This is a genomic window from Streptomyces sp. NPDC014734, from assembly GCF_043083325.1.
Taxonomy (GTDB): Bacteria; Actinomycetota; Actinomycetes; order Streptomycetales; family Streptomycetaceae; genus Streptomyces.
The window spans coordinates 155,433-179,683 of sequence record NZ_JBIBYN010000012.1 but is presented as its reverse complement, the minus strand read 5'-3'; the positions used below and the strand labels follow the sequence as shown (position 1 = coordinate 179,683).

The following is a 24,251-nucleotide window of genomic DNA, read 5'->3' as shown; positions in this document are numbered from 1 at the left end:
CCCGTCACCTCACCGGGCGTTCCGGTTCCTGCCTGGTGCGGGCCACCCGGCTGAGGAAGAGGGCGAAGACCGGCGGCTGCTGCTGGAGCAGTTCGAGCCTGCCGCCGTCCGCCTCCGCGAGGTCCCGCGCGACCGCGAGGCCGATCCCGGTCGAATTGCGGCCGCTGATCGTCCGCTCGAAGATCCGGGCACCGAGGTCGGGGCGCACGCCCGGGCCCTCGTCCGTGACCTCGACGACCACCTGGTTCCCGGTGACCCGGGTGCGCAGCGCGACCGTGCCGCCACCGTGCATGAGCGAGTTCTCGATAAGCGCGGCCAGCACCTGGGCGACCGCGCCGGGCGTGCCGACGGCCCGCAGCCCCTGCTTCCCGGAGCAGACGATGGCGCGGCCCTCGCCCCGGTAGGCCGGGCGCCACTCCTCGATCTGCTGCTTGACGACCTCGTCGAGGTCGAAGACGACGGCGGAGCCGGTACGCGGGTCGCGGGCGTTGGTCAGCAGCCGCTCCACCACGTCGGTGAGCCGCTCGACCTGGGTGAGGGCGATGTTCGCCTCCTCCTTCACCGTGTCCGGGTCGTCGGTGACGGAGATCTCCTCGATCCGCATGGAGAGCGCGGTCAGTGGTGTGCGGAGCTGGTGCGAGGCGTCCGCCGCGAGCCGGCGTTCCGCGGTCAGCATCCGGGCGATCCGCTCGGCGGAGGAGTCCAGGACGTCGGCGACCCGGTCCAGCTCGGGCACCCCGTACCGCTTGTGGCGGGGGCGCGGGTCGCCGGAGCCCAGGCGCTCGGCGGTCTCGGCGAGATCGGTGAGCGGCGAGGCCAGCCTGTTGGCCTGGCGCACGGCGAGGAGCACGGCCGACACGATGGCCAGCAGCGCCACCGCCCCGATGATCACCAGGGTGCGGCCGACCTCGCGGGTGACGGCGGAACTGGACTCCTCGACGGTGACCCGCTCGCCCTGCGCCCCCTCGGCCGTACTGCTGATCACACTGCCGGTGGGGCGGCTGCCGACTTCGAGCGGTTCCCGCCCCGGGATCTCGACCAGCGCGTAGCGCTTGCCCGAGATCTGCTGGGAGAGGAGCGAGGGGTTGATCCGCTCGGCCCCCAGCATCCGGCTCTCGACAACGCTGATCAGCCGCAGCGCCTCGGAGTCGACGCTCTCCTGCGCGCTGTTGCTGATGGTGCGGCTCTCGACGATGACGAGGGAGACGCCGAAGACGGCGATCACCACGAGCACCACGGCGAGCGTGGAGTTGATCAGTCTTCGGCGCATGGGGCTTCTGTACGTCAGCTCTTCTCGAAGCGGAAACCGACGCCCCGCACGGTCGCGATGTAGCGGGGATTGGCCGCGTCGTCGCCGAGCTTCTTGCGGAGCCAGGAGATGTGCATGTCGAGGGTCTTGGTCGACGACCACCAGGTGGTGTCCCAGACCTCGCGCATCAGCTGGTCACGGGTGACGACCCGGCCGGCGTCCCGGACCAGGACCCGCAGCAGGTCGAACTCCTTGGCGGTGAGCTGGAGTTCCTCGTCGCCCATCCAGGCCCGGTGCGACTCGACGTCGATCCGGACGCCGTGGGTGGCGGGCTGCGGGGCGGGCTCGGCCGCGCCGCGGCGCAGCAGGGCACGGACGCGGGCGAGGAGTTCGGCGAGGCGGAAGGGCTTGGTCACGTAGTCGTCGGCGCCGGCGTCCAGGCCGACGACGGTGTCGACCTCGTCGGCGCGGGCGGTCAGCACCAGGATCGGCACGGCGTGGCCCTCGGCACGGAGCCTGCGGGCGACTTCGAGGCCGTCCATCCCGGGCAGGCCCAGGTCGAGTACGACCAGGTCGATTCCGCCCTGGAGGCCGGCGTCGAGTGCGGTCGGACCGTCTTCGCGGACCTCGACCTCGTAACCCTCCCGACGCAGGGCGCGGGCCAGCGGCTCCGAGATGGACGCGTCGTCCTCGGCGAGCAGTACACGGGTCATGCAGTGATGGTAGTCCGCGCGGGCCAGGTGTCGTCAGGTGATCGAAAGGACCTGCGGGTCCGTCAGAAAAACAGGCACGAACCTTCGAATAGGTGGGTTCGATACCACATCTACCTGTGATCCATCTCTCAAGTCCATGTATATGGGACTCTGTCGTGTCGTATGGTTACTCGACGCCTGTTGCAGTACTCAAGGACCCTTGGGCCGCTCTTAGCGCCGAGGGTCTCCTTCGTTCTGCCGGCTGGTACCCGCCAGTCGTGAATTCAGTGAATGACCTGTGGGCCGGGCCCGGAGCGCGAGGATGCGCGCCGGGCGTGGATCCCGATGCGGTCGGTCCCCGTCCCCGTCAGTCGGCTCCTCGCGAGTCCGGCGGTCGGGACGCATCCCCGTCAGGCGTGGGGTGGGACTCCCGACCGGGTCGGTGCCGGCCTCCCCCCACCGGGCGCACCACGCTCACGAGGCGTCGCGTCCCGAGCACGCAAGGATCGACCCATGGCGTCCAGCCTGACGAAGGACCCGTCCAGCACCCCTGGATCCGTGTCCGAGAAGACGATCTTCGGCCACCCCAGCGGTCTGGCCGTCCTCTTCATGACCGAGATGTGGGAGCGCTTCAGCTTCTACGGCATGCGGGCCCTGCTCGTCGTCTACCTGCTCTCCGGCGGACCCGACGCCAAGGAAGGCGGTCTGGGCGGCGGGCTGGGGATGGACCTGGCCACGACCACGGCCATCTACTCCGTCTACATGTCCATGGTCTACCTGCTGGCGATGCCGGGCGGGTGGCTCGGCGACCGGCTCTGGGGGCCCCGCAGGACGGTCACCGTCGCGGCGGTGACGATCATGGCCGGCCACCTGGTGCTGGCCCTGCCCGGTCAGGCGACGTTCTTCGTCGGCCTCGGACTGGTGGCGCTCGGCTCGGGTCTGCTGAAGGCCAACATCTCGACGATGGTGGGCCACCTCTACGACGGTCCGAACGACCCGCGGCGCGACGGCGGCTTCACGATCTTCTACATGGGCATCAACATCGGTGCCTTCCTGGCCCCGCTGATCATCGGCACCGTCGGGCAGACGGTGAACTGGCACCTCGGCTTCGCGCTCGCGGCGGTCGGCATGGCTCTCGGCCTCGTCGTCTTCCTGCTGGGCAGCCGCAACCTCAGCGCGCAGAGCAGCGTGGTCCCCAAGCCGCTCTCGGCCGAGGAGCGGTCCTCGTGGCTGCGCAAGGGGCTCGGCTGGCTGGCCGTGGCGGTGGTCTTCTACGGCATCGTCGGCGCCACCGGCCACTTCACCCTGAACTGGGCGATGATCCCGCTCACCGTGATCGGCCTGATCATTCCGGCGGGCGTGCTGATCCGCATCAAGCGGGACAAGGACCTGTCGACGGACGAGCAGTCGAAGATGACCGGCTACATCTGGTTCTTCGTGGCCGCGGCCGTGTTCTGGATGATCTACGACCAGGGCGGCTCCACGGTCCAGGCGTTCGGCGAGACGAAGGCGACCGGCTCGCTGCTCGGCTTCGAGTTCCCGTCGTCCTGGTACCAGTCGCTGAACCCGGTCTTCGTCATGGCGCTGGCCCCCGTCTTCGCCTGGATATGGATCTGGCTGAACCGCAGGGGCAGCGAGCCGTCCACGGTCGCCAAGTTCGCCGCCGGTCTGTTCATCGTCGGTGTCTCGTTCTTCTTCTTCCTGCTGCCGCTCGGCATGGCCTCGGACGGTACGAAGGTCAGCCCGATGTGGCTCGTCGGGATCTATCTGATCCAGACGGTGGGCGAGCTGTGCATCTCCCCGGTCGGCCTGTCGGTCACCACGAAGATGGCTCCGGCGAAGTACGCCTCGCAGATGATGGGCGTGTGGTTCCTCGCGGTCACCGCCGGCGACTCCATCACCGGCCTGCTCTCGAACCCCGCCGTCTTCGGTGTCGACCTCAACGGGTCGGGGGCCGTCGCGCTCCAGGCGGCCCTGGCCGCGCTCGCGGGGGTGGCGGTCTTCATGTACCGCAAGAAGGTCAAGGAGCACATGGGCGAGATCCGCTGACGCCCGCCCGCCTCGGCCGGGAGGGGAGGGGCGCCGCACCCGGCTGGTGCGGCGCCCCTCCCCTCCCTGCGGTTCAGTTCAGGCCGCGCAGCCTGCGCCACGGGGTGAAGGTGAAGACGGCGCCGCCCAGCAGAACCGCCGTCCCCGCGACCAGGCCGAGGGCGCGCAGGGTCCCGTGGTCCTCGGCTCCGGTGGCGGCCAGTCCGCCGCCTGAGCCCCCGGAGCCGGCCGTCGTGCCGGTGGAGCCCGCGGCCCCCGAGGAGCCCGCTCCGGTGGATCCGGAGACGCCGCCCTCCTGGGCGGTGGTGTCGAGTTGCAGCGACGGGGTCACCGTTCCCTTGGTCGTGCACGGGATGCTGATCTTCGAGGTGCCCAGGGTGACGTCGATGGTCAGGGTGCCGGGGGCGAGCGTGGCCCTGCCCGAGGCGCCCGGCTTGTACGTCCCGGTCATATCGGCGAGGTCGACCGGTTTGCCCTGCTCCAGCGGTTCGGTGTTGGCGGGCCCGGTGACCTTCACCGATCCCTTGTCGGCGCCGCCGACGACGACGTCCATGGACGGCTTGAGCGCGCCCGCGGGCAGCGCGGCCGGACTGTCCATCACGCCCTTGGCCGTCTTGACCGTGAGCGCGTAGCTCCCGCCGTTCTTCCTGGCGTCGATGGTCACCTCGGAGGAGATGGCGGCGGGCCCGGGAGAGGTGCAGGCGAACTGGACGGCGACCTTCTTGCCGGGGAAGTCGGTCTGTCCGCCGCCGCCCCCGGAGCCCGAGGTGGTTCCGCCGCCGTCGGCACCGCCCGTACCGGTGGACCCGGCGGATCCACCGGTTGCCGTACCGCCCGCCGCGGCGGAACCGCCGGAGGTGCCGCTGGTGGAGCCGCTGGACGTACCACTCGACGTACCACTCGACGTGCCGCTGGACGTGCCGCTGGACGTGCCGCTGGACGTGCCACCGGTGGTGGTGCCCGAGCCGGCTTCCGTGACCTTGATGGTCGCGCCCGGTCGCACCGTCTCCTCGGGGGTGCACTTGGTGTCCGTGGGGAGTGGCTTGGAGACGTTGATGTTGTATCCGTCCGGTGTCAGCGTGATCTCACCGGCCTTCTCCAGCTTCAGCGTGCCCTTCATGTCGGGCAGCACCATGTCGCTGCCCTTCGGGATCGGCGGGTTCTGCCGCGGCCCCTCCATCGTCAGGGTGCCGGTGGCGGCGCCGCCCACCTTGATCGTGCCGGTCGGCTTCACCGTGTCCTTGTCCAGATCGAGGATGTCGGGGTTCTTGGAGGCGCCCTGGACCGTCTTCCACACCACCTCGACGGTGTCCCCGACCTCGGCCTCGGCGGGCGCCGTCAGTTGCACCACGGTGGTGCCCTGCACGGGCGGCAGTCCGGAGATGGCCGGGGGTATGCACTTCGTCTGGTACGAGATGTCGGCGGCCCGGGCCGGGCCCGCGGCCAGCAGCATGCCCGCGCCGCCGAGCATCATCGCGACTCCCGCCGCGACCGTTCTCCGTTGCGTACTCACGAATGTCCCTTCGTCGTCGGCCTGTTCTCTGACGGTGCGGAATGCGGTACGGAATCCGGTGCGGAATCCGGTGCGGAATCCGGTGTGAACCACGGCAGCGCGGCCGGGGTCGCCGGTGCTGTCGACGGGTCCCGGTCGGCCGTCGGCGCGCGGCGCGGCGCGCGCGGGACGGCGTGCGGCCGTCCCCGGCGGCGGCGCCGGGCGCGGGCCGGGGCGTGCGAGGTGCGCGGGCGCACCTTGTCGACGACGGCCATGCCGATCCGGAACACGGCGGCCGGCACGACGAGGCACAGCAGGATCCAGAAGAGGGTGACGCCCCAGGGACGGCCGACCCCCCACGGCTGCTCGGCCAGCACCTTGCCGCCGTACTTCAGCGAGACCTGGTGGTCGCCGTGGGCGCCCGCCGCCAGTTCGACCGGCAGCTCGACCCGTGCCTTGCCGCCGGGGCCGATGGTGCCGCGCCACTGCCGTTCCTCCCATTGCGGGGCGAACACCCCGTGCGCGGTGCCGACCTGGAAGACCGGGTTCTCGACCGGGGACGTACCGAGGTTGCCGACGGTGACGACAAGGCGCCGGGCGGGCGGTGCGCCGAACCATGTGAGGATTCCGCTCTCGCCCTCCAGCCGGGCGGCGGCCAGCACCGCGAGCCTGCCGCCGCCCGTGTTCTGCGGCAGCGCGGCGACCGGGTGTCCGGCCACGACGAACACGGCGTCGGCGGCGGCCTGTTCCCCGGTCACGGTGGCGACGTGCACCACGCAGGGGCAGGGCACGGGCGGCTCCGCGACCGGCAGCTTCTTGGCGAAGCCCCCGTCGGTCCCGGTGGTGACGGCGCGACCGTCGGCGTTGGCGCACGAGTTGGTGCCGCCGATCACCCCGCGGTCCGGGCTGGACCTGCCGCAGATCAGCATCATCAGCAGCGTGCCGGGGCGCCATCCGGTGCCCTTGACGGTGATCGTGCCGCCCTTGCCCGCCTGCCGCGCGGAGACGGTGACCGCGGGTTTCGCGTCCGCGGTGCTCGCCCCGGCCGCCTGTCCGGCGGCGGTGTCCGCGCTGCCCGGTCCGGTGACGGCGGCGTGGGCGGTCGCGGCCCCGACGGTCGTCAGGGAGCACATCAGCAGAACGGACAGCAGTGCCCGCAGCGGCACGGCGCCCCACCCCCGTCGGCCGCTCCCGCGCCGCCCGCCGCCGCGACAGCCGCCGTCGCGGCGAACCTCCCGCCCGGGTGTCCCCGATCCGGCCCGTCCCGTCACGATTCCCCTCCCGCCTTCACCAAGTGCCGTGTGTCGGAGCGTTGTCGGCCTCCGGAGGCCCGACCGGGCACCCCGTCGACGTGTGCCGACGGCCCGTTCCCACCGGTCGGCCGGGCGCGTGCGCGCCTGCGCCGGTGTCCGAACGCCCCCGCGACCGCGGTGGCCAGGAGCAGCAGCGCCCCGCCGGTCACCGGAACCCACGGGACGAAGACCGCGTGGGCCGTCGCCTCGCCGTGCGCGCCGCCCGCCGCCGTGACGCGCAGCCGTACCGTCACCGAGTCGAGGGCCGGGACGTCCCGCCACGGTTCGGTGAGCCCGACGCGCTGTCCGGGCCGCAGTTCGACCGGCAGGGTCCGGGCCTTCCGGCGCAGCAGTGACCCGAACGCGCCGTCGGCGCCGACGGTGATCCGCGGGGTCAGGGCGGTGTTGCCGCGGTTGACCAGCGTGTAGTGGATGGTCCGCCCGGACACGGTGACGTCCTCGACGGTGAGCGCCGCCAGCGTCGGCCCGCCGACCCGCAGCCGTACCCGTACGTCGACCGAGCGGTCGCCGCTCCGCACGACGATCGCGCCGGAACGGTCACCGGGCGGCGCGCCCACCGGCACCGTGACGGAGAACGGCACGTCGGCGCGGGTGCGGGGCGGCACGGTCAGCTCCGTTACCGCGGTCCGCAGCCAGGCCCCGGTCCCGCCGTCCTTCGTGCCGGGCGCGTCGGCGCCGCTCAGCCGTACGGTGACCGGGGCCGTACCGGGGTTGGTGACGGAGAGCCGGTCCTGCAGGACGGTGCCGGGCGGCCCCTCCAGGTAGAAGGACGGCCTGCCCGCGTCCTTCCCGGTGCCGCCCGCGTCCTTCCCGGTACCGCCCGCGGCGGGCCGTGCCGTCCAGGTGCCGGGGCTCCGGGGCGTCGTCGGCGCGGGCTTCGGCGCCCGGTCGGCGGCAGCGGCCACCGGGGTCATGGCGAAGGCCAACAGCAGCACGACGAGGGCGAGTCGGGCCGGGCGGCCGGTCGGCGACTGCATGGGCGGCTCCCTGGTACGTGACGACGGCTGGCCAACGGGGCCCCTCTCCGGACCGGGGCGTTCGCCCTACTCGCCGACGGCCTCCTGCCCGCGCCTGGTCAGCCAGAGCACCCCCGCCGCGCCGGTCAGCAGCACCGTGCCGCCGAGCATGCCGAGCGCCACGGCCGAATCGAGCGGTCCGGTCTTCGGCAGCTGTCCGCCGGTGTCCGGGGTGCTCCGCGTGCCGCCCGCCGTCACCACGTCGAGTCGGAGCGAGGGCCCCGGCTTGTTGGACGGGGTGCAGGTCGTGGTCGTGCCGAGCGCCTTGATGGTGAGGACACCGGCGGTGAAGTCGACCGCGCCGCTCTTCCTCGGGGTGTACGTGCCCGTCAGGTCCCCGATCCTGATGGGGGTGTTGGCGGGGATCGCGGCGGCGTTCGGCGGGCCGGACACCTGGACCTTTCCCTGGTCCGCGCCGCCCACCTCGATCACGGCGCTGGGGTTCATCGCCCCCTTGCCGAGTTCGACGGGGCTGGACGAGACCCCCTTCTGGAAGGACATCGTGAGCTTGTAGCCGCCGCCGCTCTTCACGCCCTTGATGTCGATGGGTGACACGGCGCCCTTGTCACCGATCGGGGTCTTGCACTGGTAGTCGACGTCCACGACCGCGGCGTGGGCGGCGGGCGCGGCCATCAGCACCGCCGTGCCCGCCAGCGCGGACGCCAGCGCGAGAGCTGTTCGCTTCCGGTAGGACACCTTGGTTCCCCCTCATGACGGGAGTCGCCGCACACCGTCGTCTCGCACCCGACGCACGTTACTGACGACACATCAGATCGGCGCTCAAGGTACGCCCGGGGCCCTGTGGAGGGAAGACAAAGAGCGCGCCGATCCGGCGCGCTCCACGGGTGTGCGTGCGGGGGGCTCCGCCCCGGGGTCCCTACGCGGGGGCCGCCAGCTCCGCCCAGACGGTTTTGCCGGGACGGCCCGGCGTCCGCAGGACGCCCCAGTCCAGACAGAGCCGCTGCACGATGAACATGCCGTGCCCGCCGGGCCGTCCGGCCCGGTGCGGCGTGCGCGGCGCGGGCTGGCCCGCGCCCGCGTCGACGACCTCCACCCGCAGCACCTTCGCCGCGCAGGAGATGCGCAGTTCCTCCGGGCCGTTCGCGTGCAGGCAGGCGTTGGTGACCAGTTCGGAGACGACCAGCAGGACGTCCTCGGCGGCGGCCCGCCCGTCCGCGCTCGACGCGGGGAGCCAGCCCCAGGCGTGGAGCGCCTGGCGGGCGAAGTCCCGGGCCGTCGGCACGACACCGGCGACACCCCGCAGCGACAACGTGCGCCACTGCCGCTCGGCCGGTTGGCAGGAGGCCGCACCGGCGTCCGCGTCCGCGTCCACACCGGCACCCTCCGGCTCACGGCCGCGGTCGCCCGGCGGATGCTGCCGGGTGGTGCTCATCAGCGCTTCACCTCACCGATTCACCATGTCGCCATCGAACAGTTACAAGTACAGACCACGTACGGATACAGCACACACGAACAAGGCCCTCCGGCCCTGCGGTGACGGAGGTCGCGCAGCGTCCCGCCGGATGTCTTCTGCCCGGCCGAATCGCGACAACACCCACTTCGTCCAAGCGGTCCGCGTGACGAGAGCAACACCTGAGAGCCCGTCGGGCGGTCCTCGGCCGGAAAGCGTGCGTGCCAGGACGTGGCCGCCCGGCCAGGGGGCACCCGGCCGGCCCTGAGACCGGCGAGGCCGCGCGGAACCCCCACGATCACGTCTCCAGGGCGGCGTCCAGGGAGTCGTGGACGGTGAAGACCGCCTCGGCCCCGGTGATTTCGAAGACCCGAGCCACCGTCGGCAGCATCCCCGCCAAATGGACCCCTCCCCCGGCCGCCTCCGCCTTGAGGCGGGCACCGAGCAGCACATTGAGCCCGGTGGAATCGCAGAATTCGAGTCGGGAGCAGTCGACCACCAGGCGCGCCCGCCCCTGCTCGACCGCGCTCTCCAGGGGTTCCCGCAACAGATCGGCCGTGTGGTGGTCCAGCTCACCCACCGGCGTCACGACCTCGCTGCGCCCCTCGGTACGGGTCTCGACCTGAAGTCGACCCCGGCCCGCACTGCCGACCGTCCCGCGGTCCATGCCCGTCCCTCTTCACCGCTCGTCGCTGCCCGCGTCACTGCCCGCGTCCCCGCGTGCACGGATTCGTCGTAGTCGTCGCTGACGTCCTGGAAACAGTACGCGTTCCGTAGGCCACGTGGTAGCCGAAGACCTCAACAAACCGGACATACCGCAACAATTGGCGCTTGTAACTCTCCATCCGAACCGGGTAAGGGTAGAGGGACACCCAAAACCACGGCCGGCTTCGGAGGCGCCGCTTCACCGCAGGAACACGTATGGGCATCGGCAGCCATATGCCGAGAACGATGGAGGAGACCATGTCACCCCGGCTCGACGGAACGCGTACCCCCGACGCGACGTCAGCACGTCCTGAGGGACTGACCCACTCAGACTCCCCTGCCGCGGACGCCGCGAACGGCACCCGCAGCAGCAACAGCAGCACCGGCACCATCACCCTGGTGGACGCCGTCGACGGCAACGGCGCCGACCGCGCGGACCACGCGTCCGCCACCTCCCACCGCGTCCCCGAGGGGCTCGAAGGACTTCCCGAGATCCCGCCCTTCGACGAGGTGGAGCCGCTGGACGCCAGGGCCCTGTCGAAGACGCTCTTCGCGCGACTCGAATCCCTTGAGGAGGGCACCCACGAGTACGCGTACGTCCGCAACACCCTCGTCGAACTGAACCTGGCCCTTGTCAAGTTCGCCGCCTCCCGGTTCCGCTCCCGCAGCGAGCCGATGGAGGACATCGTCCAGGTCGGCACCATCGGCCTGATCAAGGCGATCGACCGCTTCGAGCTCAGCCGGGGCGTGGAGTTCCCGACGTTCGCGATGCCGACCATCGTCGGCGAGATCAAGCGCTTCTTCCGCGACACCAGTTGGTCCGTGCGCGTCCCGCGCCGGCTTCAGGAACTGCGGCTCGACCTGGCCAAGGCGGGCGACGAGCTCGCCCAGCAGCTGGATCGTTCACCCACCGTGGGCGAGCTCGCCGACCGCCTCGGCCTCACCCGTGACGAGGTCGTCGAGGGCATGGCCGCGAGCAACGCGTACACCGCGAGCTCGCTGGACGCCAAGCCCGAGGAGGACGAGCACGAGGGCGCCCTGTCGGACCGCATCGGCTACGAGGACCACGGGCTGGAGGGCATCGAGTACGTCGAGTCCCTGAAGCCGCTGATCGCCTCGCTGCCCCGTCGCGACCGCACGATCCTCTCGCTCCGGTTCGTCGCCAACATGACGCAGTCGGAGATCGGTGAGGAACTGGGCATCTCCCAGATGCACGTGTCACGGCTGCTCTCGCGCACGCTGGTCAAACTCCGCAGGGGCCTGATGCTGGAGGAATGAGCGGACGCCGCACGCGCGGCGCGCCACGAGCACGACGCGGAAGAACCCGCCCCGGGGGCGGGTCCTTCCGCGTGCCCGGTACGGGCCGCGGCCCGGCGGCCCGGGGCGCGCCCAGAGGTCACCCGGCGGGCTCTCAGACGACGCGTGTGCCGCGCCGCCAGACGGCGTGGGTCAGCGGGACTCCCGGCCGGTAGGCGAGGTGGACGTGGCTGGGGGCGTCGAGGAGGACCAGGTCGGCCCGGGCGCCGGGGGCGATCCGGCCGATGTCCGTACGCCGCAGCGCCGCGGCGCCGCCCGCGGTGGCGGACCACACCGCCTCGTCCGGGGTCATGCCCATGTCCCGCACGGCGAGGGCGATGCAGAAGGGCAGGGAGGACGTGAACGACGAGCCCGGGTTGCAGTCGGTGGACAGGGCGACGGTGGCGCCCGCGTCGAGGAGGCGGCGGGCGTCGGGCCAGGCGGCGCGGGTGGAGAACTCGGCGCCGGGGAGCAGGGTGGCGACGGTGTTCCCCTGGGCCAGGGCGTCCACGTCGGCGTCGGTGAGGTGGGTGCAGTGGTCGGCGGAGGCGGCGTCGAGTTCGACGGCGAGCAGGACGCCGGGCCCGTGGCCGAGCTGGTTGGCGTGGACCCGCGGGTGCAGGCCCCTGGCACGGCCCGCGGTGAGGACGGCGCGGGCCTGGTCGCCGTCGAAGGCGCCCCGTTCGCAGAAGACGTCCACCCAACGGGCGTACGGGGCACAGGCGTCGAGCATCGGCCCGGTGACCAGGTCGACGTAGCCGGCCGGGTCGTCGGCGTACTCCGGGGGGACGATGTGGGCGCCGAGGTAGGTGATCTCCTCGGTGTGCCGGGCGGCGACGCGCAGGGCGCGGGCCTCGTCCTCGACGGTGAGGCCGTAGCCGGACTTGGTCTCGAAGGTGGTGGTGCCCTGGCGCAGCGCCTCGGCGAGGTAGCGGGCGACGTTGGCGGAGAGTGCGTCGTCGGTGGCGGCGCGGGTGGCGGCGACCGTGGTCCTGATGCCGCCCGCGCTGTAGGAGCGGCCCGACATCCGGGCGTTGAACTCCTCGGTGCGGTCGCCCGCGAACACGAGGTGCGAGTGGGAGTCGACGAAGCCGGGGATCGCGGCCCGGCCGCCCGCGTCGACGGCGTTGTCGGTGGCGGGTGCTTTGCCTGAATCACCGGTCCAGACGATCCGGTCGTCCTCGATGACGACGGCCGCGTCCCGGATCAGGCCCAGGGGTGAATCCGTGCCGAGGGAGGGGTCGTTGGTGACCAGGCCGGCGATGTTGGTGATGGCGGTCGTCGTCATCGGGGGACTGCTCTCCTTCGGTGGGGGCTTGCGGAGTGGGCCGACGGCGGTGCGGGACGCCGTGCGACAGGCTCTCAGCGGTGCAGCGCGGAGATGGCCCGGGCCAGCGCTCCGGGGACGTCCTCGACCAGCGTGTGCCGGCCGTCCCGGACGATGTGCCGCCCCGCCACGACCGTGTGCCGCACATCCGCCGCGGAGGCGGCGAAGACGACGGTCTCGGCGGCCAGCCGAGGTACCGGTCCCGCCGTTCTGACGGAGTCCAGGGCGACGGTCGTCAGATCGGCGGGGGCACCGGGTTCGAGGACGCCCGCCCCGGGGCGGCCGAGCGCGGCGTGCCCGTCGGCGGTCGCGGCGCGCAGCAGGGCGGCGGCCGTCCAGTGGCCGCGGGTCCTGGTGCGCAGCCGTTCGTCGAGTTCCATCGCCCGTGCCTCCTCGAAGAGGTCGATCACGGCGTGGCTGTCGCTGCCGAGGGAGAGCGGCGAGCCGGCCCGCTGGAGGGCGAGCGCCGGGCCGATTCCGTCGGCGAGGTCGCGTTCGGTGGTGGGGCACATGCAGGTGCCGGTCCCCGAGGAGCCGAGCAGGGCGATGTCCTCGCCGGTGAGGTGGGTGTTGTGGATGCCGGTGGTGCGGGGGCCGAGCACCCCGTGATCGGCGAGGAGCCGGGCGGGGGTGCGGCCGTGGACGGCGAGGCACGCCTCGTTCTCGGCGGGCTGCTCGGAGAGGTGGACGTGGAGCGGGGCCTGCCGCTCGCGGGCCCAGGCGGCCACGGTGGCGAGCTGTTCGGCGGGCACCGCGCGCACGGAGTGGACGGCCGCGCCGATCAGGGCGTGGTCGCCGCCCTTGAGGAGGGAGGCGCGTTCGGCCCAGGCGTCCGCGGTGACGTCGAAGAAGCGCCGCTGGTGGCGGTCGGGTTCCCGGTATTGCCCGGGTCGGGTGCCGAATCCGGCGGCGAGGTAGGCGGTGTCGAGCAGTGTGATCCGGATTCCGGCCTCGGCCGCCGCCGCGATCAGTGCCTCGCCCATCGCGTTGGGGTCGGCGTACGGCGTGCCGCCCGGCGCGTGGTGCAGGTAGTGGAATTCGCCGACGGCGGTGATACCGGCAAGGGCCATTTCGGCGTACACCGCGCGGGCGAGGTCGTGGTAGGAGTCCGGGGTGAGCCGGGAGGCGACCTGGTACATGGTCTCGCGCCAGGTCCAGAAGGTGCCGGAGCCGACCTGGACGGTGGAGCGGAGTGCGCGGTGGAAGGCGTGCGAATGGGTGTTGGCGAGTCCGGGGAGGGTGAGCCCGCGCAGCACGGTGGCGCCCGGCGGCGGGGTGGCGACCCCGGTGCGGACGCCCGCGATGTTCCCGCCGGACACGTCGAGGGCGACGCCCGGCTCGACATGGGTGCCGAGCCAGGCGTGGGACAGCCAGTACGTCGTGGTGGGGGGCCGGTGGCCTTCCGGCTCCGTCGTCAGCGGCACGCGAGACCCTCCAGTACGTCGGCGAGTGCGATCACCCCGGCCGCGCAGTCGTCCTCGGCGGCGTGTTCGGCCGGCGAGTGCGAGATCCCGGTGGGGTTCCGTACGAACAGCATGGCGGTGGGGACCGAGGCGGACAAAATACCCGCGTCGTGTCCGGCGCCGGTCCCGAGGACGGGCACGGCGCGCCGGCCGTCGCCCCGGTCCGCGAGGATCGTGCCGAGTTCGTCGCGCAGGGCGTGCTCGAACTCCACGACGGGGGTGAAGGACTCCCGTACGACGTCGAGGTCGATCCCGGCCCGTTCGGCGTGTTCCCGGGCGGCCCGCTCGACGCCGGCGACCACGGCGTCCAGGCGGTCCTGGTCGGCGGCGCGGGAATCGAGCCAGCCGCGGACGAGGGAGGGGATGGCGTTGACGCCGTTGGGCTCGACGGCGACCTTGCCGAAGGTGGCGAGGGCGCCGACGAGTTCGGCCTCGCGGCGGGCGGCGAGCACGGTCTCGGCGTAGGTGAGCATCGGGTCGCGCCGGTCGGCGAGCCGGGTGGTGCCGGCGTGGTTGGCCTCTCCGCGGAAGTCGAACCTCCAGCGTCCGTGCGGCCAGATCGCGGAGGCGATGCCGACGGGGTCGCCGGTGAGGTCGAGGGCCCGTCCCTGCTCGACGTGGAGTTCGACGAACGCGCCGATCCGGGCGAGCCGTTCGGGGTCGGGGCCGATCGCGTCCGGGTCGTGTCCGGCGGCCTCCATGGCCTGCGGGAGGGTGATGCCGTCGCCGTCGCGGAGGCGGTGTGCCGCCTCGACGGTGAGCTGCCCGGCGGCGAGCCGGGAGCCCACGCAGGCGAGCCCGAAGCGGGCCCCCTCCTCGTCGCCGAAGTTCGTGATGGCCAGCGGCCGGGTGAACTCGACTTCTCTGCGCAGGAGTTCGTCGAGGGCGGCGAAGGAGGAGATGACGCCGAGCGGCCCGTCGAAGGCTCCGCCGTCCGGTACGGAGTCCAGGTGTGATCCGGTGACGACGGCGTTTCCGGCCAGCGGGTCGCCGAGCCAGGCCCACTGGTTGCCGTTCCGGTCGGTCTCGTAGGTGAGGCCGCGCGCCTCGGCCTGGGTCCGGAACCAGGCACGGCAGTCGGCGTCGGCGCCGGTCCAGGCATAGCGGCGGTAGCCGCCGCTGTCCGGGTGCCGGCCGACCGGGAGCAGCTCGCGCCACATGCCGTGGAACGACGGCGCGACGCCCCGGGCCCCGCCGGTCGCCCGCGCGCCGGTATCCGCCGGGACTCCCCCGGTCGTGCCCGTCGGCGGGACGGCGCCGGGACGCGCGCTCACTGGTCGCCCTCCGTCATCGGCACGCGCACGCCCTTGTCCGCCGCGACCGACTCGGCGATGTCGTACCCGGCGTCGACGTGCCGGATGACGCCCATGCCGGGGTCGTTGGTGAGCACCCGGCGGATCTTCTCGCCCGCCAGCGGCGTGCCGTCGGCGACGGTCACCTGTCCGGCGTGGATGGAGCGGCCCATACCGACACCGCCGCCGTGGTGGAGGGAGACCCAGGACGCGCCGGACGCGACGTTGACCATGGCGTTCAGCAGCGGCCAGTCGGCGATGGCGTCGGAGCCGTCGCGCATGGCCTCGGTCTCCCGGTACGGGGAGGCCACCGAGCCGCAGTCGAGGTGGTCGCGGCCGATCGCCAGCGGGGCGGCGAGTTCGCCGGAGGCGACCATGTCGTTGAACCGCTCCCCCGCCCTGTCACGCTCGCCGTAGCCGAGCCAGCAGATCCGGGCGGGCAGCCCCTGGAAGTGGACGCGTTCACCGGCCATGGTGATCCAGCGGCGCAGCGACTCGTTCTCCGGGAAGAGGTCGAGGATCGCCTTGTCGGTCTTGTGGATGTCGGACGCCTCGCCGGACAGCGCGGCCCAGCGGAAGGGGCCCCGGCCTTCGCAGAAGAGCGGGCGGATATAGGCGGGGACGAAGCCGGGGAAGGCGAACGCCCGCCCATATCCGGCGAGTTGCGCCTCGCCGCGGATCGAGTTGCCGTAGTCGAAGACCTCGGCACCGGCGTCCATGAAGCCGACCATCGCCTCGACGTGCCGGGCCATCGACTCCCGCGCCCGGGTGGTGAACCCCGCCGGGTCCTTGGCGGCGCGGGCGGCCATGTCGTCGAAGTCGACACCGATCGGGAGGTACGCGAGCGGATCGTGCGCACTTGTCTGGTCGGTGACGATGTCGATCGGCGCGCCCTCGGCGAGCATCCGCGGCAGCACCTCCGCCGCGTTGCCGAGCAGGCCGATGGAGAGCGGCCTGCGGGCGTCCCGGGCCTCGGTGGCGAGCTGGAGCGCGTGTTCCGGGGAGTCGGCGCGCACGTCCAGGTAGCGGTGCTCGATCCGGCGCTCGATGGCGCGCGGGTCGCAGTCGACGCAGATCGCGACGCCGTCGTTCATGGTCACGGCGAGCGGCTGGGCACCGCCCATACCGCCGAGTCCCGCGGTGAGGGTGATGGTGCCGGCCAGCGTCCCGCCGAACTTCTTCGCGGCGACGGCGGCGAAGGTCTCGTAGGTGCCCTGGAGGATGCCCTGGGTGCCGATGTAGATCCAGGAGCCGGCGGTCATCTGGCCGTACATGGTGAGTCCGAGCGCCTCCAGGCGGCGGAACTCCTCCCAGTTCGCCCAGTCGCCGACCAGGTTGGAGTTGGCGATCAGGACCCGCGGCGCCCACTCGTGCGTCTGCATGACGCCCACCGGGCGCCCGGACTGGACGAGCATCGTCTCGTCCTGCTTGAGCGTCCGCAGGGTGCGCACCATCGCGTCGAACGAGCGCCAGTCCCGGGCCGCCTTCCCGGTGCCGCCGTAGACGACGAGCTTGTCGGGGTGTTCGGCGACCTCGGGGTCCAGGTTGTTCTGCAGCATGCGCAGGGCGGCCTCCTGCTGCCATCCCAGGGTGCTCAGTTCCGTACCGCGCGGTGCCCGTACGGGGCGGGGTCCTGACATGGCGGTGTCTCCTCGCTGCTGACGTCTCCTATTCACATCCTGAGGTTCTGAATACTCGTAGTCAACAGCCCCTCGCCGGCACCGGCGGGAACGCGCCGCGGGCGGTACCGGGAGGGGGCCGGCCTCGGAGCCCGTCGGGCGGCCTCGGACCGAGGTGGACGGGCGGGCCCTCAGCCCCGGCGCCGGGCCCCGCCCGGTGCGGCGTCCCCCGCCATCGGGCCGGTCGTCCGGTACTCCGTCACCTGTTTGCCCACGGGCCGCCCGCGCTCGGCCCGGTCGGCCCGCACCCAGTACAGAACGTCGTCGCGCCGCTCGCGCTGCCCGATCACGACGGACTTGGCCCAGAGCCCGGCCCCGGCCCCGGCGAGCACCAGCCCGCCGGCCCCGGGCAGCAGCGGGGCGCTCGCCACCGCCACCAGGAACGCCCCGAGCAGCCACCACCGGTGCGCGCGCCGCCAGTCGCGCACGGTCACGGCCCGGTCCTGGAGGAAGTCGGAGCGTCCGGCGCGGGTGGCGGCCCCGGCCAGTGCCGCGTACCGGCGGCGGCGTGCCGACGCCACCGCGACGGCGGTGATCAGGAAGAGCGCCGCACCGGCGAGCAGCCCGATCCGGCGCCCGGTGAGCCCCGGCACCAGTGCGCCGGTCCCCGCCGCGAGCAGGCCGGGCCACCACAGGGGTGCGGCCCCGGCCCGTACGATCACGGCCACCCTCGCCAACGACTGTGTTCCGCGCCCGCGCCCCACGTCCGTACCCCTCTCTCTCCACGGCTCCCACCGCGGCCCTCCGGCGTACCGATGACCCGGCGTTCCGGTGTTCCGGGCCCGGAGGCTAGTGGTCGCAGATGAGCGGCGCCTGAGAATCACGGAGAACGGTGCGGGACGGCTCCGGCCGGGCACGGGCCTCCTCGGGGCCCGTCCCGAACCGGACCGGAGCGTCCCGGCCCCACCCGGCAGCTCCGCACCCGTCCCCGGCAGCGGTTCCGGCACCGCGCCGTTGTCCGGGACCCGGTACGCGCCCCGACCGGCGGACGGTCCGGCGCCGAGGACCTCAGTCGACGAACAGGCCGCGCGCCGCCGCTCGGGCGTCGAACTCCTCCAGCCTCGCCTGCGCGTCGGGCAGGTGGTCGCACATCGCCTCCAGCAGCACCCGGCCCAGCAGCATGGGCGCGCACGCGGTGTCGAAGGCGAGCCCGGTGCCGACCGCGGCCGGGATCAGCAGATCGCTGTGCTTGGCCACGGGCGCGAACGCGGAGTCCGCGACCGAGACGACGCTCATCCCCTGCTCCCGCGCGTACGCGAGCGCGTCGACGACCTCCTTCGGGTGCCGGGGCAGCGCGAAACAGATCAGCGCCGTGGCGCCCGCCCGGCGTGCGGCGTCGATCCGGTCGTGCAGCATGCTGCCGCCCTCGTCGAGCACCCGGACGTCGGGGTGGACCTTGGCCGCGAAGTATCCGAAGCCGCGCGCCTGCGAGGAGGCGGCCCGCAGCCCGAGGACCGGCAGTGGCCGCGAGGCCGCCAGCAGCCTGCCCGCACGCTCGACCGGCGCGGGGTCGGCGAGCAGTTCGGCGAGGTGCCGCAGGTTCTCGATCTCTCCGAGCACGGCCTGCTGGTACTCGTTGCGCGCGTCGTCCCCGCCGTCCGGTGCGGCCCCGGCGGGGGCCACCTCGCGCAGGTGCCTGCGCAGCGCCGGGTAGCCGTCGAAGCCGAGCGCCACGGCGAACCGGGTGACGGACGGCTGGCTCACCCCCGCGAGTTCGGCAAGTTCCACGCTCGACAGGAACGGGGCGTCCCCGGCCCTGCGCACCATCCAGTGGGCGATACGCCGCTGGGTGGGTGTGAGCCGACGCCCCTCGAAGAGCTGCTGCAACCGCGCGGCCGGGCTGCTCCCGCTCATGCTGTCCCCTCGGTAGATCCGTCGCACCACGCTCCGGCGCCGACAGATCCATTCAGCCAGCACGATGTCTGCATGTCCATATGCAATGTCGACGGCGGGGACCACGCCGTGCGGTGTCGACGACGGGGCCCGCACCCCGCCGGCGGGTTCCTCCGGGAGGCGGCCCCCCGGGGAAAGGAGGGGGATAGCCCCACTGCACACGAGGCCGTCGATTCGTAGCGTGGAGGGTATGAAAGCCGGAGACCCGGAGCTCAAGAGCGAGCTCGATGCCACCCTGCACGCCCGCAACGAGCTGGGTTCGGATTACGAGTCCGCGCTCGTCGAGTCGTTTCTGGAGAAGGTCGAGCAGCGGCTCGACACCACGCTCGACCGACGCGTCAGGCGCCACCTCGCCGAGCAGCAGGTGAACGTCGCCAGGGGCGCGCGTCAGCCGCAGCCCCTGGGAGGCTTCGGGGAACGCTACGGCTTCGGGATCATCTCGCTGATCCTGGCGATCCCGCTGTCGGCGATCGCCACCGCGACCGCCCACACCGAGGGCCTGGTCATCGTCTGGCTGAGCATTCTCGGCATCAACGCCGTGTACGCGGCCCGCGACTGGCCCTGGTTCCAGCGCCGCCCCGGGTCCCCGAAGTCCGACTGGGACGACTGAGACACGGCAGGGGCGGTTGCGGCAGCAGAGACAGTTGACACAGCCATGGTGGCCGAGACGGCCGGGGCGGTCAGGGCGGTCACGTGCCCGGCCGGGCGGCCCGGGACGGCGGGAGGACGTCAGGCCGCAGGAAGGCCGGGCGGCCCGGGACGGCGCGCGGACGACAGGACGACGGGATGACGGGATGACGGCGCGACGGGGTGAGGAAAGCGGCGCGGGGACCGCCGCACCCCCGGTCTCCCGGGGGGCGGGACGACGGCGGTCCCCGCGAGGACGCGGTCCGGGTCAGGGCCGGTCACCGCGTCCGGGCGACGAGGGAGGTCCGGGAGCCGCTCCGTAGTCCGTGTCGCCGTATCGGGTGTCGGCGGGTTTCCCGGCCGACACCCCTCAATGTGCCGGACCCGTGTTAAGCCGGTGCTGCGCGCATGTGTCGCGCTCGTACCGTTTTCGCGAAGCCGGAGGGCCCGTCGGCCCGCCCCGCACGGCCCCGCACGACCCACGCGGCCTCGCCCGGGCCCGGGCCCGGCGCGTGCACGACGCGGGCCCGGGAACGCCCGGACCCGCGTACGGGCGTTACGCCTTGCCGGCCGCCGCGTCCTTCGCCAGGAACGCCAGCAGGTCCTGCCTGCTGACCACGCCCTTCGGCTTGCCCTCCACCAGCACGATCGCCGCGTCCGCCGCGTTCGTCCCGCCGAGCACCGCCATCAGGTCCTCGACCGGTTCGCCGGAACCGACCTGGGGCAGCGGCGGCGACATGTGCTTCTCCAGCGGGTCGGAGAGCGAGGCCCGCTGGCCGAACAGCGCGTTCAGCAGCTCCCGCTCCACCACCGAGCCGACGACCTCGGCGGCCATCACGTCCGGGTGGCCCGCGCCCGGCTTCACGATCGGCATCTGCGAGACGCCGTACTCGCGCAGCACCTCGATCGCCTCGCCGACGGTCTCCTCGGGGTGCATGTGGACGAGGGTCGGGATCGGGCCGTCCTTGTCGTCGAGCACGTCCCCGACCCGGGCCGACGGGCCGGCGTCCTCCAGGAAGCCGTAGTCGGCCATCCACTCGTCGTTGAAGATCTTGCTGAGGTAGCCGCGCCCGCTGTCCGGCAGCAGGACCACGACGACGTCGTCCGGGCCCAGCCGCTTCGCGACCTCCAGGGCGGCGACGACCGCCATCCCGCAGGAGCCGCCGACCAGCAGGCCCTCCTCCTTCGCGAGACGGCGGGTCATCTGGAAGGAGTCCTTGTCGGACACGGGGACGATCTCGTCGGTGACCGTCCGGTCGTAGGCGGTCGGCCAGAAGTCCTCGCCGACGCCCTCGACGAGGTACGGGCGCCCGGACCCGCCGGAGTAGACGGATCCCTCCGGGTCCGCGCCGACGATCTTCACCGCGCCGTCGCTGATCTCCTTCAGATAGCGGCCGGTGCCGCTGATCGTGCCGCCGGTGCCGACCCCCGCCACGAAGTGGGTGATCTTCCCGTCGGTCTGCTCCCACAGCTCCGGACCGGTGGTCTCGTAGTGCGAGCGCGGGTTGTTCGGGTTGGAGTACTGGTCGGGCTTCCAGGCTCCCGGCGTCTCACGGACCAGCCGGTCGGAGACGTTGTAGTACGAGTCGGGGTGTTCGGGGTCGACGGCCGTCGGGCAGACGACGACCTCGGCACCGTAGGCGCGCAGCACATTGATCTTGTCCGTGGACACCTTGTCCGGGCAGACGAAAATGCACTTGTAACCCTTCTGCTGGGCGACGATCGCCAGGCCGACGCCCGTGTTGCCGCTGGTCGGCTCGACGATCGTGCCGCCGGGCCGGAGCTCGCCGCTCTGCTCGGCGGCCTCGATCATGCGCAGGGCGATGCGGTCCTTGACCGATCCACCGGGGTTGAAGTACTCGACCTTGGCCAGGACCGTCGCCTGGATACCGGCCGTGACACTGCGCAGCCTCACCAGCGGGGTATTGCCTACGAGACTGATCATCGAATCGTGGAATTGCACCGTGTACTCCGGGGTCTCCGTAATGGTGCGGCAAGCGTATGCGTACGGGCGGGAGATCGGGCGAAGCGATTGAGCAGCGGTCCGCGCGGGGCAGTTAGCTGTATGTACGGCGGGACGGCGACGAGAGGTGGACCGGACTGTGTCGAGGGCGAGAGTGGCACGGCGGATCGCGGCGGGAGCGGCCTACGGCGGCGGCGGCATCGGACTGATCGGTGCGGCGACGGTGGGCGTACTGCTGACGGAGGTCCACCTGGCGAAACGGCACGTGGGCGGCGGGATCGCACCGGTCCCGCCGAGCGCGGACGGACGGTACGGGGTGGCGTTCGCCGGTCCCGCCGAGCCGCTGCGACTAGGGCTGCTGGGAGACTCGACGGCCGCCGGGCAGGGCGTGCGCCGGGCCGGACAGACGCCGGGGGCGCTGCTCGCCTCGGGGCTCGCGGCGGTGTCCGAGCGGCCGGTGGACCTGCGCATCGTGGCACGGCCCGGGGCCCGCTCGGACGATCTGGAGCGGCAGGTGTCGCTGTTGCTCGCCGACCCGTCCGCCGCACCCGACGTCTGCGTGATCATGATCGGGGCGAACGATGTGACGCACCGGATCCCCGCGACCCATTCGGTCCGCTGCCTGACCACCGCGGTACGCAGGCTGCGCACCGCGGGCTCGGAGGTGGTGGTCGGCACGTGCCCGGATCTCGGCACGATCGAGCCGGTCTACCAACCGCTGCGCTGGCTGGCCCGCCGGGTGAGCCGGCAGTTGGCCGCGGCGCAGACGATCGGGGCGGTGGAGCAGGGCGGGCGCACGGTGTCGCTGAGCGACCTGCTGGGGCCGGAGTTCGAGGCGAACCCGCGGGAGCTGTTCGGACCTGACAACTACCACCCTTCGGCGGAGGGGTACGCCACGGCGGCGATGGCGGTGCTGCCGACGCTCTGTGCGGTGCTGGGGCTCTGGCCGGAGTCCGACCACCTGGACGGTGCCCGGCGCGAGGACATGCTGCCGGTGGCCCAGGCGGCCTCCCAGGCGGCCGACGAGGCCGGTACGGAGGTCACGGGGGCCCGGGCGCCCTGGGCCCTCCTCAAGCACCGCAGGCGGCGGCGCCTGCCCGCGAGCACGGAGCCCCAACCACACCCGGAGACGGGTCCGGAGACGGGTCCGGAGACGGACGGCGGCACGGACGGAGAGGCTCGGGGATCGGCGGAGCGGGGGGCGGCCCCCGGTGGACCCCCCGTCCCACCGCACACGGAGCCGCGGGACGAACCCCGGAGCACCTCCCAGGACCTCTCGGCCAACTGACGGCGGCCGACCGGACCGCCGACCGGGCGCCGACTGAGCGGGCGTTCAGAAAAGCCGACTGAGCGGGCGCTTAGAAAAGAGGTCGGCGTCACATGCGCAGCCCGGTGACCCGGCACCTACGTACAGGTAACTTCCAAGTCAGCACCTGCCCGAACCCGCCTTCCAGCCCTCATGGAGCCGCGTGATGCCCGAAGCCGTGATCGTCTCTGCCGCCCGTTCCCCCATCGGCCGGGCCTTCAAGGGTTCGCTGAAGGAACTGCGCGCGGACGACCTGACCGCCACGATCATCCGGACCGCGCTGGCGAAGGTGCCCGAGCTCGACCCGAAGGACATCGACGACCTGATGCTCGGCTGCGGCCTCCCCGGCGGCGAGCAGGGCAACAACCTGGGCCGCATCATCGCCGTGCGGATGGGCATGGACCACCTTCCCGGCTGTACGGTCACCCGTTACTGCTCGTCGTCGCTGCAGACGAGCCGGATGGCGCTGCACGCGATCAAGGCGGGCGAGGGCGACGTCTTCATCTCGGCCGGTGTCGAGATGGTGTCCCGCTTCACGAAGGGCAACTCGGACAGCCTGCCGGACACGCACAACCCGCTGTTCGCCGACGCCGAGGCCCGTACGGCGGCCCGCGCGGAGCAGGGCGGCGAGGGCTGGCACGACCCGCGCGAGGACGGCCTGGTCCCGGACGCGTACATCGCGATGGGGCAGACCGCGGAGAACCTTGCCCGGTTGAAGGGCGTCACCCGCCAGGACATGGACGAGTTCGGCGTCCGCTCGCAGAACCTTGCCGAGGAGGCCCTCGGGAAGGGTTTCTGGGAGCGCGAGATCACTCCGGTGACCACTCCGGACGGCACGGTCGTCTCGAAGGACGACGGCCCGCGCGCGGGCGTCACGATGGAGGGCGTGCAGGGCCTGAAGCCGGTCTTCCGCCCCGACGGGCTGGTCACCGCGGGCAACTGCTGCCCGCTGAACGACGGCGCCGCCGCCCTGGTGATCATGTCCGACACCAAGGCGCGGGAGCTCGGCCTGACCCCGCTGGCCCGAATCGTCTCGACCGGCGTCTCCGCCCTCTCCCCCGAGATCATGGGGTACGGCCCGGTGGAGGCCAGCAAGCAGGCGCTGAAGCGCGCCGGGCTGACGATCGACGACATCGACCTGGCCGAGATCAACGAGGCGTTCGCGGCCCAGGTGATCCCGTCCTACCGTGACCTCGGCCTGCCGCTGGAGAAGGTCAACGTCAACGGTGGTGCCATCGCCGTCGGCCACCCCTTCGGCATGACCGGCGCCCGGATCACCACCACGCTGATCAACAGCCTCCAGTTCCACGACAAGCAGTTCGGCCTGGAGACCATGTGCGTGGGCGGCGGCCAGGGCATGGCGATGGTCATCGAGCGGTTGAGCTGAGGTGCAGCGGAGGGTGGGGGTCGTCCGAGGCACGAGGACGGCACCCGCCCGCAGCGCAACCGAGGCGAAACGCGACAACCCGCACGAGCGG

At 72.5% G+C, this 24,251-nt stretch carries 20 protein-coding genes; 5 read left to right on the top strand and 15 right to left on the bottom strand.

Going from position 1 to position 24,251, the window contains the following annotated elements; genetic code table 11:
• Positions 1–4: 4 nt before the first annotated feature.
• Together ACF1CT_RS20775 and ACF1CT_RS20770 are read right to left on the bottom strand one after the other, a co-directional pair.
• The gene (locus ACF1CT_RS20775; RefSeq protein ID WP_391785356.1) at positions 5–1,270 is read right to left on the bottom strand and encodes an ATP-binding protein; all 1,266 of its coding nucleotides are present in this window, start codon (positions 1,268–1,270) and stop codon (positions 5–7) included.
• 14 nt (positions 1,271–1,284) lie between these two features.
• Positions 1,285–1,962, bottom strand: a complete 678-nt coding sequence (locus ACF1CT_RS20770; protein WP_391785355.1) for a response regulator transcription factor — start codon at positions 1,960–1,962, stop codon at positions 1,285–1,287.
• Positions 1,963–2,454: 492 nt separating this feature from the next.
• Here ACF1CT_RS20770 and ACF1CT_RS20765 point away from each other — a divergent pair, with 492 nt between their 5' ends.
• Entirely contained in the window at positions 2,455–3,990 is a 1,536-nt protein-coding gene (locus tag ACF1CT_RS20765; protein WP_391785354.1) for a peptide MFS transporter, read from the top strand.
• Between the two features lie 73 nt (positions 3,991–4,063).
• Here ACF1CT_RS20765 and ACF1CT_RS20760 read toward each other — a convergent pair whose 3' ends face one another.
• The 6 genes from ACF1CT_RS20760 to ACF1CT_RS20735 all read right to left on the bottom strand — a co-directional run bounded on the left by ACF1CT_RS20760 (position 4,064) and on the right by ACF1CT_RS20735 (position 9,889).
• Entirely contained in the window at positions 4,064–5,461 is a 1,398-nt protein-coding gene (locus tag ACF1CT_RS20760; RefSeq protein WP_391785409.1) for a hypothetical protein, read from the bottom strand.
• A 38-nt stretch (positions 5,462–5,499) separates the two neighbouring features.
• A complete protein-coding gene (locus tag ACF1CT_RS20755) occupies positions 5,500–6,648 on the bottom strand; it encodes a hypothetical protein (protein ID WP_391785353.1) in 1,149 nt (382 codons plus the stop codon).
• Between the two features lie 101 nt (positions 6,649–6,749).
• The gene (locus tag ACF1CT_RS20750; protein ID WP_391785352.1) at positions 6,750–7,772 is read right to left on the bottom strand and encodes a hypothetical protein; all 1,023 of its coding nucleotides are present in this window, start codon (positions 7,770–7,772) and stop codon (positions 6,750–6,752) included.
• A 66-nt stretch (positions 7,773–7,838) separates the two neighbouring features.
• Positions 7,839–8,507, bottom strand: coding sequence for a peptidase (locus tag ACF1CT_RS20745; RefSeq protein WP_391785351.1), 669 nt, complete (start codon positions 8,505–8,507; stop codon positions 7,839–7,841).
• A gap of 181 nt (positions 8,508–8,688) precedes the next feature.
• Positions 8,689–9,204 (bottom strand): ATP-binding protein, encoded by a 516-nt coding sequence (locus tag ACF1CT_RS20740; protein WP_391785350.1) that lies wholly within the window; start codon positions 9,202–9,204, stop codon positions 8,689–8,691.
• Positions 9,205–9,520: 316 nt separating this feature from the next.
• Positions 9,521–9,889: an STAS domain-containing protein gene (locus tag ACF1CT_RS20735; RefSeq protein WP_391785349.1), complete on the bottom strand. Its 369-nt coding sequence runs from the start codon at positions 9,887–9,889 to the stop codon at positions 9,521–9,523.
• Between the two features lie 296 nt (positions 9,890–10,185).
• Here ACF1CT_RS20735 and ACF1CT_RS20730 point away from each other — a divergent pair, with 296 nt between their 5' ends.
• Positions 10,186–11,205 carry an RNA polymerase sigma factor SigF gene (locus ACF1CT_RS20730; protein WP_391785408.1) on the top strand — a complete coding sequence of 340 codons (1,020 nt, stop codon included), beginning with the start codon at positions 10,186–10,188 and terminating at the stop codon, positions 11,203–11,205.
• A 133-nt stretch (positions 11,206–11,338) separates the two neighbouring features.
• Here the strand turns inward: ACF1CT_RS20730 and hutI are convergent, their stop codons facing one another.
• The 6 genes from hutI to ACF1CT_RS20700 all read right to left on the bottom strand — a co-directional run bounded on the left by hutI (position 11,339) and on the right by ACF1CT_RS20700 (position 18,838).
• Complete coding sequence (gene hutI / locus ACF1CT_RS20725) at positions 11,339–12,511, bottom strand: imidazolonepropionase (protein WP_391785348.1); 1,173 nt, start codon at positions 12,509–12,511, stop codon at positions 11,339–11,341.
• A 74-nt stretch (positions 12,512–12,585) separates the two neighbouring features.
• Positions 12,586–13,974, bottom strand: a complete 1,389-nt coding sequence (locus tag ACF1CT_RS20720) for a formimidoylglutamate deiminase (RefSeq protein ID WP_391785347.1) — start codon at positions 13,972–13,974, stop codon at positions 12,586–12,588.
• Positions 13,965–15,173 (bottom strand): allantoate amidohydrolase, encoded by a 1,209-nt coding sequence (locus tag ACF1CT_RS20715; RefSeq protein WP_391785407.1) that lies wholly within the window; start codon positions 15,171–15,173, stop codon positions 13,965–13,967. Before ACF1CT_RS20715 ends, ACF1CT_RS20720 begins: the two co-directional genes overlap by 10 nt.
• A gap of 110 nt (positions 15,174–15,283) precedes the next feature.
• Positions 15,284–16,945 carry a urocanate hydratase gene (gene hutU / locus ACF1CT_RS20710; RefSeq protein ID WP_391785346.1) on the bottom strand — a complete coding sequence of 554 codons (1,662 nt, stop codon included), beginning with the start codon at positions 16,943–16,945 and terminating at the stop codon, positions 15,284–15,286.
• Between the two features lie 170 nt (positions 16,946–17,115).
• Entirely contained in the window at positions 17,116–17,652 is a 537-nt protein-coding gene (locus tag ACF1CT_RS20705; RefSeq protein ID WP_391785345.1) for a hypothetical protein, read from the bottom strand.
• Between the two features lie 340 nt (positions 17,653–17,992).
• A complete protein-coding gene (locus tag ACF1CT_RS20700) occupies positions 17,993–18,838 on the bottom strand; it encodes a MurR/RpiR family transcriptional regulator (protein ID WP_391785344.1) in 846 nt (281 codons plus the stop codon).
• Between the two features lie 229 nt (positions 18,839–19,067).
• On the opposite strand from ACF1CT_RS20700, the gene ACF1CT_RS20695 reads away from it, so the two are divergent.
• A complete protein-coding gene (locus ACF1CT_RS20695; protein WP_391785343.1) occupies positions 19,068–19,487 on the top strand; it encodes a hypothetical protein in 420 nt (139 codons plus the stop codon).
• A gap of 573 nt (positions 19,488–20,060) precedes the next feature.
• Here the strand turns inward: ACF1CT_RS20695 and ACF1CT_RS20690 are convergent.
• The gene (locus ACF1CT_RS20690; RefSeq protein ID WP_391785342.1) at positions 20,061–21,467 is read right to left on the bottom strand and encodes a cystathionine beta-synthase; all 1,407 of its coding nucleotides are present in this window, start codon (positions 21,465–21,467) and stop codon (positions 20,061–20,063) included.
• A gap of 154 nt (positions 21,468–21,621) precedes the next feature.
• Here ACF1CT_RS20690 and ACF1CT_RS20685 point away from each other — a divergent pair, with 154 nt between their 5' ends.
• Together ACF1CT_RS20685 and ACF1CT_RS20680 are read left to right on the top strand one after the other, a co-directional pair.
• The gene (locus ACF1CT_RS20685) at positions 21,622–22,755 is read left to right on the top strand and encodes an SGNH/GDSL hydrolase family protein (RefSeq protein ID WP_391785406.1); all 1,134 of its coding nucleotides are present in this window, start codon (positions 21,622–21,624) and stop codon (positions 22,753–22,755) included.
• Between the two features lie 184 nt (positions 22,756–22,939).
• A complete protein-coding gene (locus tag ACF1CT_RS20680) occupies positions 22,940–24,160 on the top strand; it encodes an acetyl-CoA C-acetyltransferase (protein ID WP_391785341.1) in 1,221 nt (406 codons plus the stop codon).
• Positions 24,161–24,251: the final 91 nt, after the last annotated feature.